This window comes from Microcoleus sp. B5-D4 (assembly GCF_036705145.1).
Lineage (GTDB): Bacteria > Cyanobacteriota > Cyanobacteriia > Cyanobacteriales > Microcoleaceae > Microcoleus.
The window spans coordinates 20075-35338 of the sequence record NZ_JAUBTV010000080.1 but is presented as its reverse complement, the minus strand read 5'-3'; the positions used below and the strand labels follow the sequence as shown (position 1 = coordinate 35338).

General features: G+C 44.3%; 12 protein-coding genes and 1 other RNA gene. 7 read left to right on the top strand and 6 right to left on the bottom strand.

Features of this window, described 5'->3' with window-relative positions; all coding sequences use genetic code 11:
- Positions 1–332: 332 nt before the first annotated feature.
- Both QUB10_RS27150 and QUB10_RS27145 read right to left on the bottom strand, forming a co-directional pair.
- Complete coding sequence (locus QUB10_RS27150) at positions 333–2564, bottom strand: polysaccharide biosynthesis tyrosine autokinase (protein WP_333206281.1); 2232 nt, start codon at positions 2562–2564, stop codon at positions 333–335.
- Positions 2565–2585: 21 nt separating this feature from the next.
- Positions 2586–4019 carry an SLBB domain-containing protein gene (locus tag QUB10_RS27145; RefSeq protein ID WP_333206279.1) on the bottom strand — a complete coding sequence of 478 codons (1434 nt, stop codon included), beginning with the start codon at positions 4017–4019 and terminating at the stop codon, positions 2586–2588.
- Between the two features lie 33 nt (positions 4020–4052).
- Between QUB10_RS27145 and QUB10_RS27140 the strand changes: the two genes are divergently transcribed.
- Positions 4053–5411 (top strand): O-antigen ligase family protein, encoded by a 1359-nt coding sequence (locus tag QUB10_RS27140; RefSeq protein ID WP_333206278.1) that lies wholly within the window; start codon positions 4053–4055, stop codon positions 5409–5411.
- A gap of 117 nt (positions 5412–5528) precedes the next feature.
- Here QUB10_RS27140 and QUB10_RS27135 read toward each other — a convergent pair whose 3' ends face one another.
- Positions 5529–7694, bottom strand: a complete 2166-nt coding sequence (locus QUB10_RS27135; RefSeq protein ID WP_333206277.1) for an ATP-binding protein — start codon at positions 7692–7694, stop codon at positions 5529–5531.
- A gap of 170 nt (positions 7695–7864) precedes the next feature.
- A complete protein-coding gene (purD, locus tag QUB10_RS27130; protein ID WP_333206275.1) occupies positions 7865–9145 on the bottom strand; it encodes a phosphoribosylamine--glycine ligase in 1281 nt (426 codons plus the stop codon).
- Between the two features lie 338 nt (positions 9146–9483).
- Here purD and QUB10_RS27125 point away from each other — a divergent pair, with 338 nt between their 5' ends.
- The 4 genes from QUB10_RS27125 (at position 9484) to QUB10_RS27110 (ending at position 12101) form a co-directional block, all read left to right on the top strand.
- Positions 9484–10749 (top strand): 5-(carboxyamino)imidazole ribonucleotide synthase, encoded by a 1266-nt coding sequence (locus tag QUB10_RS27125; protein ID WP_333206274.1) that lies wholly within the window; start codon positions 9484–9486, stop codon positions 10747–10749.
- Positions 10750–10799: 50 nt separating this feature from the next.
- Positions 10800–10987: non-coding RNA, 6S RNA (gene ssrS, locus QUB10_RS27120), on the top strand.
- Between the two features lie 202 nt (positions 10988–11189).
- Positions 11190–11582 carry an NUDIX domain-containing protein gene (locus QUB10_RS27115; protein ID WP_333206273.1) on the top strand — a complete coding sequence of 131 codons (393 nt, stop codon included), beginning with the start codon at positions 11190–11192 and terminating at the stop codon, positions 11580–11582.
- Between the two features lie 63 nt (positions 11583–11645).
- Positions 11646–12101 carry an HD domain-containing protein gene (locus QUB10_RS27110; RefSeq protein ID WP_333206272.1) on the top strand — a complete coding sequence of 152 codons (456 nt, stop codon included), beginning with the start codon at positions 11646–11648 and terminating at the stop codon, positions 12099–12101.
- A gap of 154 nt (positions 12102–12255) precedes the next feature.
- Here the strand turns inward: QUB10_RS27110 and fabG are convergent, their stop codons facing one another.
- Positions 12256–13020, bottom strand: a complete 765-nt coding sequence (gene fabG, locus QUB10_RS27105) for a 3-oxoacyl-[acyl-carrier-protein] reductase (RefSeq protein ID WP_333155097.1) — start codon at positions 13018–13020, stop codon at positions 12256–12258.
- Between the two features lie 73 nt (positions 13021–13093).
- On the opposite strand from fabG, the gene trxA reads away from it, so the two are divergent.
- Both trxA and QUB10_RS27095 read left to right on the top strand, forming a co-directional pair.
- The gene (gene trxA, locus QUB10_RS27100; RefSeq protein WP_333155098.1) at positions 13094–13411 is read left to right on the top strand and encodes a thioredoxin; all 318 of its coding nucleotides are present in this window, start codon (positions 13094–13096) and stop codon (positions 13409–13411) included.
- Positions 13412–13570: 159 nt separating this feature from the next.
- Positions 13571–14149, top strand: a complete 579-nt coding sequence (locus QUB10_RS27095; RefSeq protein ID WP_333155099.1) for a hypothetical protein — start codon at positions 13571–13573, stop codon at positions 14147–14149.
- 73 nt (positions 14150–14222) lie between these two features.
- Here QUB10_RS27095 and prmA read toward each other — a convergent pair whose 3' ends face one another.
- Positions 14223–15113: a 50S ribosomal protein L11 methyltransferase gene (gene prmA, locus QUB10_RS27090; RefSeq protein ID WP_333206271.1), complete on the bottom strand. Its 891-nt coding sequence runs from the start codon at positions 15111–15113 to the stop codon at positions 14223–14225.
- Positions 15114–15264: the final 151 nt, after the last annotated feature.

Below are 15264 nucleotides of genomic sequence, written 5' to 3'. Positions count from 1 at the left end.
TGTTGAATTAATGTCTTTGTCTCCACATAAACTACCTAATTATCAACAAGGAATAAGAGCTATGAGGCTTATTCTATTAGCGTTATAAGCGACTTGTCGCCCCGCCAGCTCAACCGGACACTAGAAATGCTCAATATTGCCTCTTATTTTTGCGGGTTCGGTGGCCCAATCTTTGAAAAATACTCGCTCGCGCGATCGCACCTGCGGAATGTGGGATATAGGCTAACTCCAAACCCCTATCTAGTAAGTTAATACCTCTCGCTAATTAAAATTCCAAAATCCAAAATTGTCTTACTTCTTCCTTTCGCTATCTAACTTCATTTCAGCCTTCGTTATTTAACCCCATTAGCTACTACTCCCAATACTTTAAAATCCGCTACCTTTAGTTGATCTAAAGCTTTGTTGACCAGACCGCGATCGGTTTTTTCTATTTTTACTATCAGCACTGTACCATCAGTTTGAGAAGCTAGTAAATGGCCGTCTGCTAAACCAATCAAAGGCGGCGTATCGTAAATGACTAAATCAAATAAGGCGAGGAATTGTTCCATTACATAGTGCATCTTTCTCGAAGAAAGTAATTTAATGGGATCAGGGGGAATAGTACCTGCTGTGAGGACAAAAAGATTGTCATCGTCGGGTAATCGCTGAATAGCCTCATTTAAGCTTAAATCCGAACTTAAAACATTACTTAAACCTTTGATATTTGATAAGCCAAGGTATGTGTGCAGTTGAGGCAAACGCATATTAGCATCCACTAATAATACTCGTTTACCAACAGCAGAAGCAGTTTTAGCTAAATAAAGTGCTACAGTGGACTTACCCTCACCTTTAATGGTCGAAGTGATGGTTAAAGAACTTATTGGGTGTTCAGCATTTAATAATTGAATATTTGTGTATAAGTAGTGAAATGCCTCGACCACAGGAAAATCTTTGTAATTTGAAACTATTATTCGTTTTAAGCTTGCACTGTTAGTATTTGAACTTACGCTAGTGAATTGAGGGGGAACCCTTTCACCTCTACGAGATTTAATTCTCATCGCTTTGGCGATCGGAATGACTCCCAAAAGAGGGCGTTTAGTTGCTGATTTAATTTCTTCTGGAGTATGGAAAACAGTATTTAAAACTTCTACTAGGAAACCTATAGCAATGCCTAGTAAAGTGCTAATAACGAGGGCAATGGCTAGGTGGCGACGGGTTGGTTTTTCTGTTACTGGGTGGAGATCACCATTTTCGTTTGTGATTAACTGTGGTTTAGATATAATTTGCCAAGAGCCATCAATTTGACCAGCATCTAGTTGTAAAGCTTTTTGTTTTTCGAGGAAGAGTTTGAGAGTATCTTTAGCTAGTTCTAGTTTTAATTGTAGGTCATCGTAGCGACGTTGAGCTTGGGGCATTTGAGTGATTTTTGCTTGCAGTAAGTTTTGGCTATTAGTTATCAATCGCTCGCGAGCTTCCAACTGTTTTAGTTGTGATTGCATCTGCAAGAGGACAGTATCAGCTTCTTTTTTCATTAAAGCGCGCAAACTTTGCTGCTTTTCCCGCAAAGATTGAATGGGAAGGCTATTTTCATAAAATTGAGTAGAGCTTAAAGCTAATTGCGACTCTATTTCATTTACTTTGCCAATTAAATTTTCATAGGATTTGGGGCTAATATCAACAATCCAACGATTATCGCCCGTTAACGCTCTTTTTTTGTAGCTTTCATATTGAAGCCTACTTTCTGCCAGTTGTCCTTGCACTTCTAGGCGACGATTAGTTAAAATATCTAGCTGATCTGATAGGCTGCGGCTGCGTAGTTCTGGTTGATTAAAGTTATACTGAACTCTTAAAATTTGTAATTCTTGTTGCAATTTATCTACTTTCTGCTGGAGTGGTGGCATTTGTCGATCAATAAAATCCATACTTTGTTTGCTAACTTTTAAACGCTCTTTTCCCATATATTCTAGGTAATATTTGGCAGTTTCATCCAGCACATATTGGAGGCGCTTGGGGTCTCGATCGCGGTAGCTAATATCTACGAGTTTAGTACCCCCCTGCTTCCCATCTCGCAAGAAAGTAACACGTTGGATAATCAAGCGACTACTGAGAATTTTATAGTCAAAATTTGGATATTTTTTCTGCAATTTATTAACTAATGGTAGTAACACTTCTGGGCTTTTTAAAACCCGCGATAAACTTTGATAATCCACCGAAGAACCTTCTTCCGCTGATGATTTAATTTTGTTCAAGTCTGTGATGCCTAAACTGTTATTTTGAGCTTGAACCAAGAGCTTTGATAGCCGATCGTCAGCCGTAATGGGTTCTGCTAAAACTGTAAATTTTCCTTCATACTCGGTAATAGATTTTTTGGCTGCCGTGAGCACGAAACTACCGCTTAAAGTAGCTATGCTGGCAGCTACTAGGCCCATCACCAGAAGGCGACGTTTGACGACAGCTAGTACCCAATTCATATCAAGAACTTGGTCATCCTCTGCTGGGGTACTAGCTAGGTAATTAGCGGAGGGAGCAGACAAATATTGACCATTAAGGTCATTCTTGAGGGAAGACAACAGTTTTTTATCCATAGCTAGAATGTTATTTAATTCCTAATTTCCGAATAGTCTGAGTAGCTCTATGAGTCGGGTGGGAACGAGAATTCCACCAATAATATTATTAACTGGTGAGAGAACAGTGTTAATGTTGTCTATCAAGATAGCATTCCTCGATCGTGCCACTATAATTATGTCATTATCTTGAATCAGTGGGTTGCTTTGAGCGTCGATTCCTTGATTCAAATTAATTGCTACTTGCGATCGGGATATAGTGCCATTAGGATTCAGCCTGATCAGTTCCACATATCTAGAGTTAGCGCGATTTTGTCTGAAACCCCCCGCACTCATAATGGCTTGATTTAAGGTAGTATTAGGAGGTAATTTGAGTCCACCCGGAGTATTGACTTCTCCGATAACGCTCACTTGCACAGTCGCCGGAGCAAAGCTAGCAGTAGCTAGAACAGAAACTTCTCCAGGGTCGATCGCCGTCGCTGTCGGGACAAAGATGATATCCCCTTCTTGTAGTATAGTATCTTGAGAGGTATCTTGTTCTTGCAAATATTGCCAGAGGTTAATAGTTCTAATTTGTTGTTGGCCACTTCTAGTATAACGTTGGAGTTGGATTTGCCGAAGATCAGCGATTGATGTGATGCCACCAGCTAGTTGTAGAGCTCGAATGATGGTCGGTTGTCCGCTGGTTCTTTCACCATTTCGGGTATCACCACCAATGGCTACATATCTACCGGGACGCTTCACCTCTCCGAATACTGAGACAGTACGGGGTTGCTCTGCTGGTATAGAAAAATTAGATTCACTAAGTTGATTTGTTTCTGCTAAATTAATGGTTTCTTGAGGGGGAACCAAGATTTGATCTCCATCTCGCAACGTGATATCTTGGCTGCTCTGACCAGTTTGTAAATAATCCCACAGATTATAAGTGATAGTTATTTCTTTGTTAGCGGTAAGCCGACGCCGCACAATTACTCGTCGAATATCAGCGCTAGCTCGAATACCCCCAGCTTTTTCTAAAGCTTGAGGAAGCGTGGGAAACTGAATTGATGGTCTAGTGCCACCTCCATTAGCTAGGGGCAATAAGTAGGAGCCGGGACGACTTATTTCACCCGATAACCAAATATTAAGCGGGCGGGCAGCTTGTAAGCTGATTGTAACTAAAGGTCTTTTTACGACCCGGCCATAAGCTCTAGTGATAACTTGGGCTGCCTGTTCTAAAGTTAATCCTTGAAGGGAAATACTACCAATAATGGGGATTTGAATAGATCCCCCAGCGGGAATTTGATACTCCCCACTAAGCTGAGGCAGATCGTAGATATCAATTCTAATATTGTCTCCACCACCTAGATAGTAGTCAGTATTAATACTTGTTGCGGGGGGGGCGGGCGACTGAGCGAGGTTGGTTTGAGGGTAGGAGAAAGTGAGTACCAGCGCCAGCAGTGGCAGTTTTAAAGCACGGAGGGTAAGCCATTTCATAGGTAGTAACAAATTTATGATAGAGGTAAAGCCATGAAAGATATTTTAAGGGTGCCGATGTTTGGGTTGATGCTATTGTGTTTAACGCTTATCGTCTTTGTGACTATTTATATTTTAGTCGCACGCCATCCCAAATTGGGTCTCACATTAGAAAAGATTTTTGTGGGGATACTTTTTTTTACCATCACTGGTGGTTCGGGGCTCACGGCAATGCCCTTTACCAAGATCCATCCTAAAGTTTTATACAATTTAGACAGTACACCCCCAACGATTATTGGTCAAATTGCTATTTATGGGGCCATGATATTAATATTATTTCCCCGATTAACTAAAACTACCCAAAAAACAGTCTCTCTAGTCATTAAATGGATAGCAGGAGACATTTTTTTAGGTTTGTTTTTGTTGCTCATGACTTTATCTGGCTTGTGGTCAGAAACTCCTGAACTTACTTTTAGGGCTATTTTGGCTATGTGGGGAATAACACTGGTTTCTATTTATGTAGGAAAAGTGTATAGTTGGTTGGAAATTTATGGATTATTGAGATGGCTAACTGGTTTATTAGCTTTATGGGGAGTTGTGAAACCAAATCCCGCACCGGACGGTTGTTGGACAGGAGTTTTTGGCCATAAAAACCCTTTTTCTTTTCAAATGGCTAATACAGCTTCCTTATGGATTTTATATGCTGTTAAAGAGCGTAAATATCGATATTTCTCATTATTTATCACTTTAATAGCTTTAATAGGATTGCAAAAAGGTTGTAGCGGTGCTAGTCGCATTTTGACAGTGGTATTAATCAGTTTGTGGAGTTATTTAGCCCTCTTAAAAAAATTACCAGTCAAATGGGCTTTTGTCTGCTTTATCTTATTTCTGGCGGGTAGTATAGGTATAAGTATTTTGGTGTTAAATAATTTAGAGGCTATTATTGTGGATGGTTTGGGAAAAGATATGACTTTAACGGGTCGGACAGACTTTTGGCCTTTAATTATTGATCGAATTAATCAAAATAGTCCCATATTTGGTTATGGGATTGCAGGATTTTGGCAGTCTTGGCGTGGCTTGGAAAATCCAGCTTACGGAATTATAGTAGCTAAATCTGGTTTTATACCACCCCACTCTCACAATGGTTTTATTGATATAATTTGCGATCTGGGTTGGTGCGGATTGTTGTTGTTTATTTTGTCATTTTTAAATAATATATTTAGAGGTATAAAGTACCTAGTTAAAGGAAGTTTTCCTGAGTCAGGTTTGCCTTTGTATTTATTAACATTTATGCTAATGACTAATTTGACAGAGGGGGGATTATTGGGGGTTGGTACTTATTGGTGTTGGTATGTAGTTTTATCGGTAAAATTGAGCTTAGATAGGACAGCTAAGGATAATCCACACGGATGATGTCAGCGTTTGGTCAGGCCTATTAGGAGAATCTTTAAACAGAATAGGCATATCCCCGACTTCTTTAAGAAGTCGGGGCTTTAACACCGATCGCGTTTTACGTTTAATTAAGTGGGATCACTGAATATGACTCGCAATTGTTTCACTCTCCACCGTTGCTTCCACTGGCCAAGAATTTTCCATCTCTAGTGTTTGTTTCGGCTGATAAACTGCCAAGTCGAACCAGAAAGTCGTACCCACATTAACTTCGCTAACTAAATTAATTTTAGTGTGGTGCTTGTCAATAATGTTTCTGACAATAGAAAGACCTAATCCCGTTCCTTCTAAAGTGTGTACTCGGTTTTCTACCCGGAAAAAGCGATCGAAGATTGCTTGTTGGTCTTCAGGATCTATGCCAATTCCAGTATCAGAAATTTCGATCCGCACTACCGGAAAATGTTTGGCATCCGGTGACAAGTTTTGCTTCCCGGATTGACCGTCTTTGTGGGTGGGCGCCTCCGACTCTAGCAAATACGCTCGAATGGCTACCTTGCCGCCGGATTGCGTAAATTTTAAGGCATTTCCTACTAAATTTGCAAATACTTGTAGTAACAAATCGTAATGACCTAAAGCAGGGGGCAAATACGGGTCAACTTCTTGCTCTAATTCAATGCCTTTATCCTTAGCATTTAACTGATAAGTCCGCAGGGTTTGTTCCACAGCTTGCGGGAGGTCAACAGCTTCCAAGTGATAAACTCGGCAGGATTCCAGTCGCGACAAGTCTAACACGTCGTTAACTAAACGAGTTAGTCGATCGGTTTCTCGATTGGCAATTTCTAGGAATTCCCGGCGCTCACTTTCTAGAAGGTCTTCTCCGTACTCGTGGAGAGTCTCGATAAAAGATTTGATATTAAATAAAGGTGTTCTCAATTCGTGAGAAACATTGCTGATAAAATTGCTTTTAGCCTCATTGAGTTCTACTTCGCGAGTAATGTCCTGCACTGTCATTGCAATGCCTTTGAGACTTTCCCGGTAATTTCCTGAACCTTGATGCTTGGAGGTTTGCTCGTAGAAAGTACACTCTACAGCTAGCGGGCGTTGTGGCTCGGTACAGGTATCTTCCTCATGGCGGATGCAGCTTTTGCACAGCGGTTCGGCACCGGGCGCTTTGTGCAGAATGACTGTAGTTAAAACAATCCGAATTGTACGGTTAACTGGTTCGCTCATCGAGATGCGAAATTCGCCGCCGTCGCGATCGCCCGCAGCTATTTCCTGCAACGGTCTCCCCAAGTCCTGCTGCACTTCCGAAGGCAAAATGTTCAGAACATTTACTCCGAGCGCATTTTTGCCTTCCCAGCCAAAAATCCGCATCCCCGTCGGATTAACTAAAATTACCTGCAAATTTGCGTCTAATAAAAGCGCGCCATCAGCAATCGTTGATACCAAAGTTTCTAACTTAGCTTTTTCCGCTGTCAGTTCTTCAATATTTTGTTCTTCATAACTTTCGAGTTTCTGGGCCATTTCATTAAAACTGCCAATTAACTCGCCCAATTCTCCACCCAAAGGGAGGTCAACTCGCTGCTTAAAATTCCCGCTGGCGATATTTTTGACCCCGAAGACTAATTGTTTGATCGGCTGAGTAATTGTCAGGGCATTAAATACAGCTCCCAAAATTACCATCACCCAAATTGTGACAAATACTGCTAAAGTGACATCCCTAGTCAGATTTGAAGAGATAACTGCTGCGGGATTGGGGTTAATGCCGATCGCCAAAACTCCCAAATATTTGTCTTCATGAATTAACGGCACAAATACATCGGTAACTTCTCCATCTGGCGTCAAATGCTGCCGCACCAAAGGCAAAGAAGTTAAATTTCTCGCCTCAATATCGGCGAGAAAATTATCGGGAAGTTTGATCTGGCGGCGCAGTGTCAGGGAAGTCTCCACCTCGGATTCCGAAAAGGGTATCCCCAGGAAAATATCCCCCGCTTCGTCTGCATAAAGCATATAGCGGACGCTGGAGGTGCTGCTGTAAAATTGGCGGGAAAAGCGGGCGACTTCGGAGCGATCGTTGTTGGCAATCAGCGGCGCCACATTTGCCGCCAACAGCAGGCCGAGGTCACGGCCGTAACGAGTATCGTTAAGTCGGGCGTCTTGCTGGATAGTATTCACGGCCCAGAAGGTCAGGCCACTCATAATTAACGACACTACGAGGGTAGCAGCGGCCATCAGGCGGGTCTGGAGGGTAAAATCCGACCACCAGCGGGCAATAATTTCTCCGATTTTGTTTAGTATGGCCAGCATTTCACCAGTTCACCCGTTCAATATTAAAAGCAAGATAAATTCAGTTGGCTTCAGATAAAATTTTCTGCTGCGACTTGTCCGCTACCGCCACCGCAGATACACCAAACTTCATTGTTACATTTCTACATTGAGATTGCTTGGCTTTCGGATGGCGGTCGATGTCGCCATTCCTAATTTTTATCGCCCAGAGCTCGGCGGCCGATGTCCCGACGGCAGTAGACCCCTTCAAATTGGATACAATCAACTGCTGCATAAGCTGTGGAGATAGCTTGTTCCAAAGTTTCTCCCGCTGCGGTGACGCCCAAAACCCGGCCGCCGTCGCTCACCAACTGCTGGTGCTTCAACTGGGTGCCGGCGTGAAACACTTCTGCTCCTTTGGCTTCAGCTTCCTCGATACCTGTAATAACTTTGCCTTTTTGATAACTTCCAGGATAGCCCCCAGAAGCCAAAACTACGCACACAGAGGCCCCCGACTTCCAGCGAATAGAAGATTCACCGAGACGCTGCTGACAGCAGGCGAGCACCAAATCTTCTAAAGGCGTTTCCAGCAGCGACAAAACCGCTTGAGTTTCGGGATCTCCGAAACGGCAGTTGAATTCTAAGACTTTTGGTTCTCCGTCGGGGGTAATCATTAAACCTGCGTAGAGTACACCCCGGTAGTCGATTTTGCGTTTTTGCAGTGCTGCGAGGGTGGGTTCGAGAATTTCTTCTTGAATCCTTTCCATGAGTTCCGGGGTGACGATGGGCGCTGGGGCGTAGGCTCCCATACCGCCGGTGTTGGCTCCCTTGTCGCCTTCGCCGATAGCTTTGTGGTCTTGGGCGGGCAGCAACGGTTCCACTGTGATGCCGTCGGTGAGGGCGAGAATCGAGACTTCTTGACCTGTTAAGAATTCTTCGACGACGACTCGGATGTTGTCGGTGCCGAATTCGCCTCGGAAAATGGTGTTGATGGCGCTGTGAGCCATTTTGACGGTGGTGGCAACGGTGACTCCTTTGCCTGATGCGAGTCCGTCTGCTTTGATGACTATGGGGGTTCCTTGTTCCAGAACGTATGCTTTGGCTGCTTCTGCGTCTGTAAATACGGCAGCTTTGGGTGTGGGTATGCCTGCTTCCAGCATCAATTCTTTGGCCCAGGATTTGCTGGATTCAATTTGGGCGCCGGCTTTGGTGGGGCCGAAAATCATCATTTTTCGCTGTTGGAAATAGTCGGCGATGCCTAGCGATAGGGGCAATTCGGGGCCGACGATGACTAATCCGATGTTGTTGACCATCACAAAGCGTTCGATGCCTTGGAAGTCGTCGATGTTGAGCGACAGATTTTGACAGCCTTGGGTGGTAGCTGTGCCGCCGTTGCCCGGTACGCAGAATACTTGTTTAATCCGCGTAGATTCTAGCAGTTTTTTTGCGATCGCGTGTTCGCGCCCTCCGTTCCCCACAACTAAAACTTTCACAGTATCCTCACCTATAAATTTTGTTCCCTGAATCTCTGATTTTCAGTGTTTGCACCTTTCTATCTGCTTTTTGCAGTGCTGTCAATTATGCCATGCTTGGCGCTAGGGAATTGCTAGATGTGGCACTTTTCTGGAGGAGTGGGGTTCGACGGCTGTTTCTCAATGGCTGAGAGCGTGCAATAATTAAAGACTTTAGCTGCCCAATTTTTCGGGGTTCTGCCTCGATTTAATCATGCAATTAAAACTATTTTCGGGCTTTTAACTCTGCAATTACTGTAATTGAGCCAGGGCCAAATAGCGATAAGATAGGCTGGTTAACTTTGCGGAATTTTACTCACATGAAATCAAATCCAACCGCTGCGAGTTCGTTTGCCAAATTTAAGCGGGTGGGCGTTGTCGGCGGCGGCCAGCTAGCTTCGATGATGGGGGAGGCTGCTAGGGCGCTCGGTATTGAATTGGTAGTACAAACTCCTAATGCTACTGACCCGGCAGTTTCTGTTGCTGCTGGTGCTGTTTTGGCTGCTGTTGATGATGTTTTGGCTACGGCTCAATTGGCGGCTGGCTGCGATGTTATTACTTTTGAAAATGAGTTTGTGGATTTGGATGGTTTGCGACCGCTAGAAGAGCAAGGTGTGTTATTTCAGCCGAGTTTGTCGTCGCTTTCTCCTTTGTTGGATAAGTACGTTCAACGCTGTTATTTACAAGGTTTGGGTTTGCCAACTCCCCGGTTTTGGGAATGGGATTGCAGCGCGGATTTGCCCCCAGAATTGTTTAAGGCGGTGGCGATGATCGACTGTCGGGCAATTTCTGTTTCCGACAGCGTGCAGATTGTAGGAGACTCGGATGCTGGATCGATCGACTTTCCCTTTGTGGTCAAAGTTCGCCGCCACGGTTATGACGGCCAAGGTACTTTTATTGTTAAGGATCGGGGGAGTTTTGAGTCAATTCGTGCTAAACTCCAAGGTCAGTCTTTGCTAGTGGAAGAGTTTGTGCCGTTCGATCGCGAGTTGGCTGTGATTGCAGCTCGATCGGCAACTGGGGAAATTGCGATTTATCCGATCGTGGAAACTCAACAGCAAAATCAGGTTTGTCATCTGGTGATTGCGCCCGCTGATATTAGTTTAGAGGTAAAAACTGAAGCTTGTGCGATCGCCCGCACTCTCCTCAACAGTTTGCAAGCTGTCGGCGTCTTCGGCATTGAATTATTTTTAACCACCGATAATAAGCTGTTAGTCAATGAAATTGCACCCCGCACCCACAACTCGGGACATTTTACGATCGATGCCTGCGAAACTTCACAATTTGAACAGCATTTGCGCGCAGTTTGTCAACTGCCTTTAGGTAATTCGGATCTGAAATGTGCAGGTGCTGTCATGGTAAATTTGCTAGGCTACGAGTCTGCCCAGTCCGATTATTTAGCAAAAAGAAAACAACTGGCACAAATTAGCGGTGCTTTTGTCCATTGGTATGGTAAGAAAGAATCGCGTCCCGGCCGCAAACTCGGTCACGTTACAGTTGTGTTCGACGCGGACAAGGTGGCTCAGGGGCGATCGCAAGCACTGGCGATCGCTCAAACCGTTGAATCTATCTGGTATGCAAGTTAAATTGCTCGAAGCTTGCCAAAATCAGGTTAGTTGGTATATATTAAATAAAGGTTCTACTGCGACGTTGGTGACTGCCAATAATGTTTTTTTGATCTATAACTCTTAACTCTCGGGAATCAAGATGTTTGGACAGCAGTAAACTGGGCTTGTACCCAGAAACTTTAAGTCCGAGCCAACGGTACCCACCTGGTAAAATACCAGGTCAAAAGCTGAGGTAAGACGGCGTTGCGGGGAGCCATTAAAAATTTGATTGAGATAAGCTGTCACGCATTTAAATTGCATATTCTGGGCGGGCGGGACGCCCACCCCACCCCAAGGGGATTGTTTTGTGACATTCAGTTTAAATGCACAACACCATCTACAACTCGAGTGCGTAGCTATCGCTGATATCACTGGCGATACCGCAACGCAGTTGCGGTGATCAGTTACGCATTTTTCTCATGCTCCCCAACGGTCAGATTGGGGCACAACTGCGAGATAATATTCCAGCTATGGCCAGTCAAGGAAGGCTTTCTACTTTTGGTGGTGGCGTGGACATTGGAGAAAGTCCACAGCAGGCAGCCCTGCGAGAAATGGAGGAAGAAACTTGCCTCACAACCAATTATTACAAAATGGAGTTGAGCACAACTTTTACTCACCAAAAGACTCAAAATGAGAGAAAAATTTTACAAAAAAACCACCTTTTTTTGGCGAGAGTGAGCGAGAGTGATAAAATAGAAATCAAAGAAGGTGTGGGTTTGGTAGTTTTGAGAAAAGATGTAGATTTTGAAAAAGTCAACGCAGGGGAAGGTACTCAAAGGGCTTGGAAATTGTTGCAGGAATATTTAAAATAAAAACTCCTACACTAAGTTTTCCCCGCGAGGGGAATGAAACTTTAATAGAGAACTTCTTTGACGATGTTGTCAAATACGAATTCAGAGTACGAATCATTACTACAACGAGCGATCGCGATCGCCGCAAAAGCTCATGAGGGGCAAGTTGATAAGGCAGGCAATCCCTATCTAGATCATCCGCTCGCTGTGATGGAAAATGTAAATTCTCTAGAGCAGAAAATCGTAGCGGTTCTACACGATGCTGTCGAAGATTCTGAACTTACACTTGAGCAACTTAGAAGCGAAGGCTTTCCGGAAGTAATCGTCTCGGCGATCGAGGCGATCACCAAAATAGAAGGAGAAGCTTATCCAGCTTATTTAGAACGTGTGATTGCCAACCCGATCGCATTGCGAGTCAAAATCGCTGATGTTACTCATAACCTCGATATTCGTCGCATCGCCAATCCGACAGAGGCAGATTTTCAACGCATTGCAAAATACAAAAAAGTCCTCCATCAGTTGCGTGCCGCCTTAAAATAATTGTTAACCGCAGATATCCGCTTTCATAGTGGCACAGGCATCTTGCCTGTGCGATATCTAGGCATCTTGCCTGTGCGATATCTAGGCATCTTACCTGTGCGATATCTAGGCATCTTACCTGTGCGATATCTGCGGTTAAAAAAATCCCGAAATCCTAAGCCATCACCATCCCCCCATCCACATTAAAAACCTGCCCGGTTATATAAGCCGCCGCCGCATCCGCAGCCAAAAACTTCACCATCCCCGCAACTTCCTCAACTTCCCCGTATCTCCCCAGCGGAATATATTTCAAAATCTCATCAGACTTGACATCCTTAGTCATATCTGTAGTGATAAAACCCGGTGCAACTGCATTCACAGTAATCCCGCGACTCGCCAACTCCTTCGCCACAGTTTTAGTAAACCCAATTACCCCAGCCTTCGCCGCACTGTAATTAGCTTGTCCGGGATTGCCCATTTGCCCAGCAACCGAAGCAATATTAATAATTCGGCCGCTTCGCTGTTTCAGCATGATTTTACTCGCAGCTTTCGCACACAAAAACACGCCAGTTAAATTCAAATCAATTACCGCTTGCCAATCTTCCAACTTCATCCGCAGCAGCAAAGTATCGCGAGTAATGCCGGCATTGTTCACCAAAATGTCAATTCGTCCCCATTTTTGCATGACATTACTGGTGAGTAAATCTACTTGGTCAGTTTTCGAGACATCTGCTGCAAGTGCGACAGCTTCTCCTCCAGCAGCGACTATTTCTGCTACCACCTCATCAGCAGCAGCACTCGAACTGGCATAGTTGACGGCGACTTTAGCGCCTTCTGCTGCTAGGGTTAAAGCAACGGCGCGACCGATTCCCCGCGACGCACCGGTCACGACAGCAACTTGACCCCGCAATCTCTGAAAAGTCTCTGGTAATAGTTCCATAATTGTATCCTCGCAATCTACCAGAGAATTTTGCACTAAAATCGAGCCAGAACCCAAAAAATTATTTTGTCTTATGGCAGTTCAAAAACAGTTCAGCAGTTTTGAAGAGTTACTATCGGGCTCTGACTTGCCGGTGTTGGTAGATTTTTACGCTACTTGGTGCGGGCCTTGTCAGATGATGGCACCGATTTTGGAACAAGTGAGTGGTCAGATGAAAGACAAGCTGATGGTTGTCAAAATTGACACCGATAAGTACGAACAGTTGGCGTCGCAGCATCACATTTATGCTTTGCCGACTTTGGTGTTGTTCAAAAATGGCGCTGAGGTCGATCGCATTGAGGGAGTGGTGCAAGCGGCGCAGTTGATTGATCGAGTGCAACCTTTCTTGTAACCGGAGCCAATTATCTCACACGTAGGGTGTGTCAGCCAATAGACATTTCCCAAAATGATATTCAAGAACAGGCAGGATGCCTGTTCCACAACAATTATGGGAGATGTCTAATATCTGATTCATTATGAATAAGATAATCCTAGTTGACGCTCCCTACTGATGAAGACTCCCAGCCACGCTATTATCAATCTGGCAATTCTTGGCAAACCGCAACTGCCGCAAGCTAATCTCATTATTGCGATCGGCGGAATTTTGCCGGATATTCCGATATTTTTATTTTACGTTTGGGCGAAATACATTGCTCGCTTGCCCGCAGCTACAATTTGGTCAAAAGCATATTATGAGCCTTTTGTGCAAGATATTGTGGCTCTGTTTCATTCAATTCCCCTTGCGGTTATTGGTTTGCTAATTGCTTATTACTTTGGCTGGCAAAGTGTGCAAATTTTGTTTATCAGTATGATACTACACTCTCTGGGGGATTTGCCCGTCCACAATGACGACGCTCACAGGCACTTTTTTCCGTTCAGCAATTACCGTTTTATCAGTCCGTTTTCTTATTGGGATAGGAAGCACTACGGGTCAATTGTTTCTGTGGTGGAAATGTTGTTAGTGCTGCTGTCAACTTACCGCGTTTTGGGTTTTGTTAATTCTTATGTTGGAAAAACGTTGTTGATTTTGGTGAATGGTTTTTACTGGGCTGGCGCGGTTTATTTTCAGGTGCGACATTTATTTAAATAAATTCACTTCCCAAAGATGAAACATGAATTCAAAATTACCAATTAGCAATTAGGAATTAGCAATTACCATATTGTTAACTACGCCGAATATTAAAACAACACCAATCTTGGCGCTTCCACAGAGTAGCGACAATCCAGCCATGCTGTTCGAGAGTATCAGCAATTGGCTTAGCTTGTTCGAGCAAAATGCCGCTGAGCACGCCCCAAGTAGTGGGTTTGCTAATTGCAGTGAACTGCGGGATTAAATCAATGATTACTTCTGCTAAAATGTTGCAGATCAAACCGTCGATCGGCTCATCTACCATTTCTTTCAAGCGATCGATACTTCCGAGCTCTGCAACCAACTGCTGAGAATTAACGCGGTTGAGTAGTCTGTTGCTAATGGTCGATCGCACAGCCAAAGGATCAGTATCCAAAGCATAAACTTTTGTAGCGCCCAACAACACCGCGCCGATCGACAAAATACCCGATCCGCAGCCGATATCAGCAACGATGCACTCTTTGTCATCAAAACCGAGCCGCATTTCCAGCGACTCCAGACAAAGTTGAGTAGTAGCGTGAGCACCAGTACCGAAAGCCACACCCGGATCTAAACGCAAAATGACGCGATCGGTATCAGTCGGTGGGGGCAGCCAAGCCGGATTAATTAAAAAGCGATCGCCCACTTCTTGAGGCTGCCAGTGCTCCTTCCAAGTGCTGCCCCAGTCTTCATCTTCAATCAAATCCCACTGCATCGCAGGTAGGGGCAAACCTGCACACAGAGCATCTTGGCGCAGCCACAGAGACAGAGCGGCCAAATCCAGCAATCCTGCCTGTTCTTCGGGCAAATAAGCCGACATCAGGCAGGAATTGCTTTTGATCTCAGTAGCAGTTCCCTGACAGTTAAATCGTTCCAGACGCCAAAAGATGATATCTTCCAGCGCCGGATCGCAAAGAATTCTAATTTCCCACCAGCTATGTGCCATAACGATTTTAGATTTTAGATTTTAGATTTTAGATTGCGAGAGGGGAACTGGAGACTGGGAAGTGGGGAGTGAGGAAGGAGGATTGGCTAATAGAAAAATTCCCGCTTTCAGGCCAATTACCAATGACCAATTACCCATTACCAATTATCAG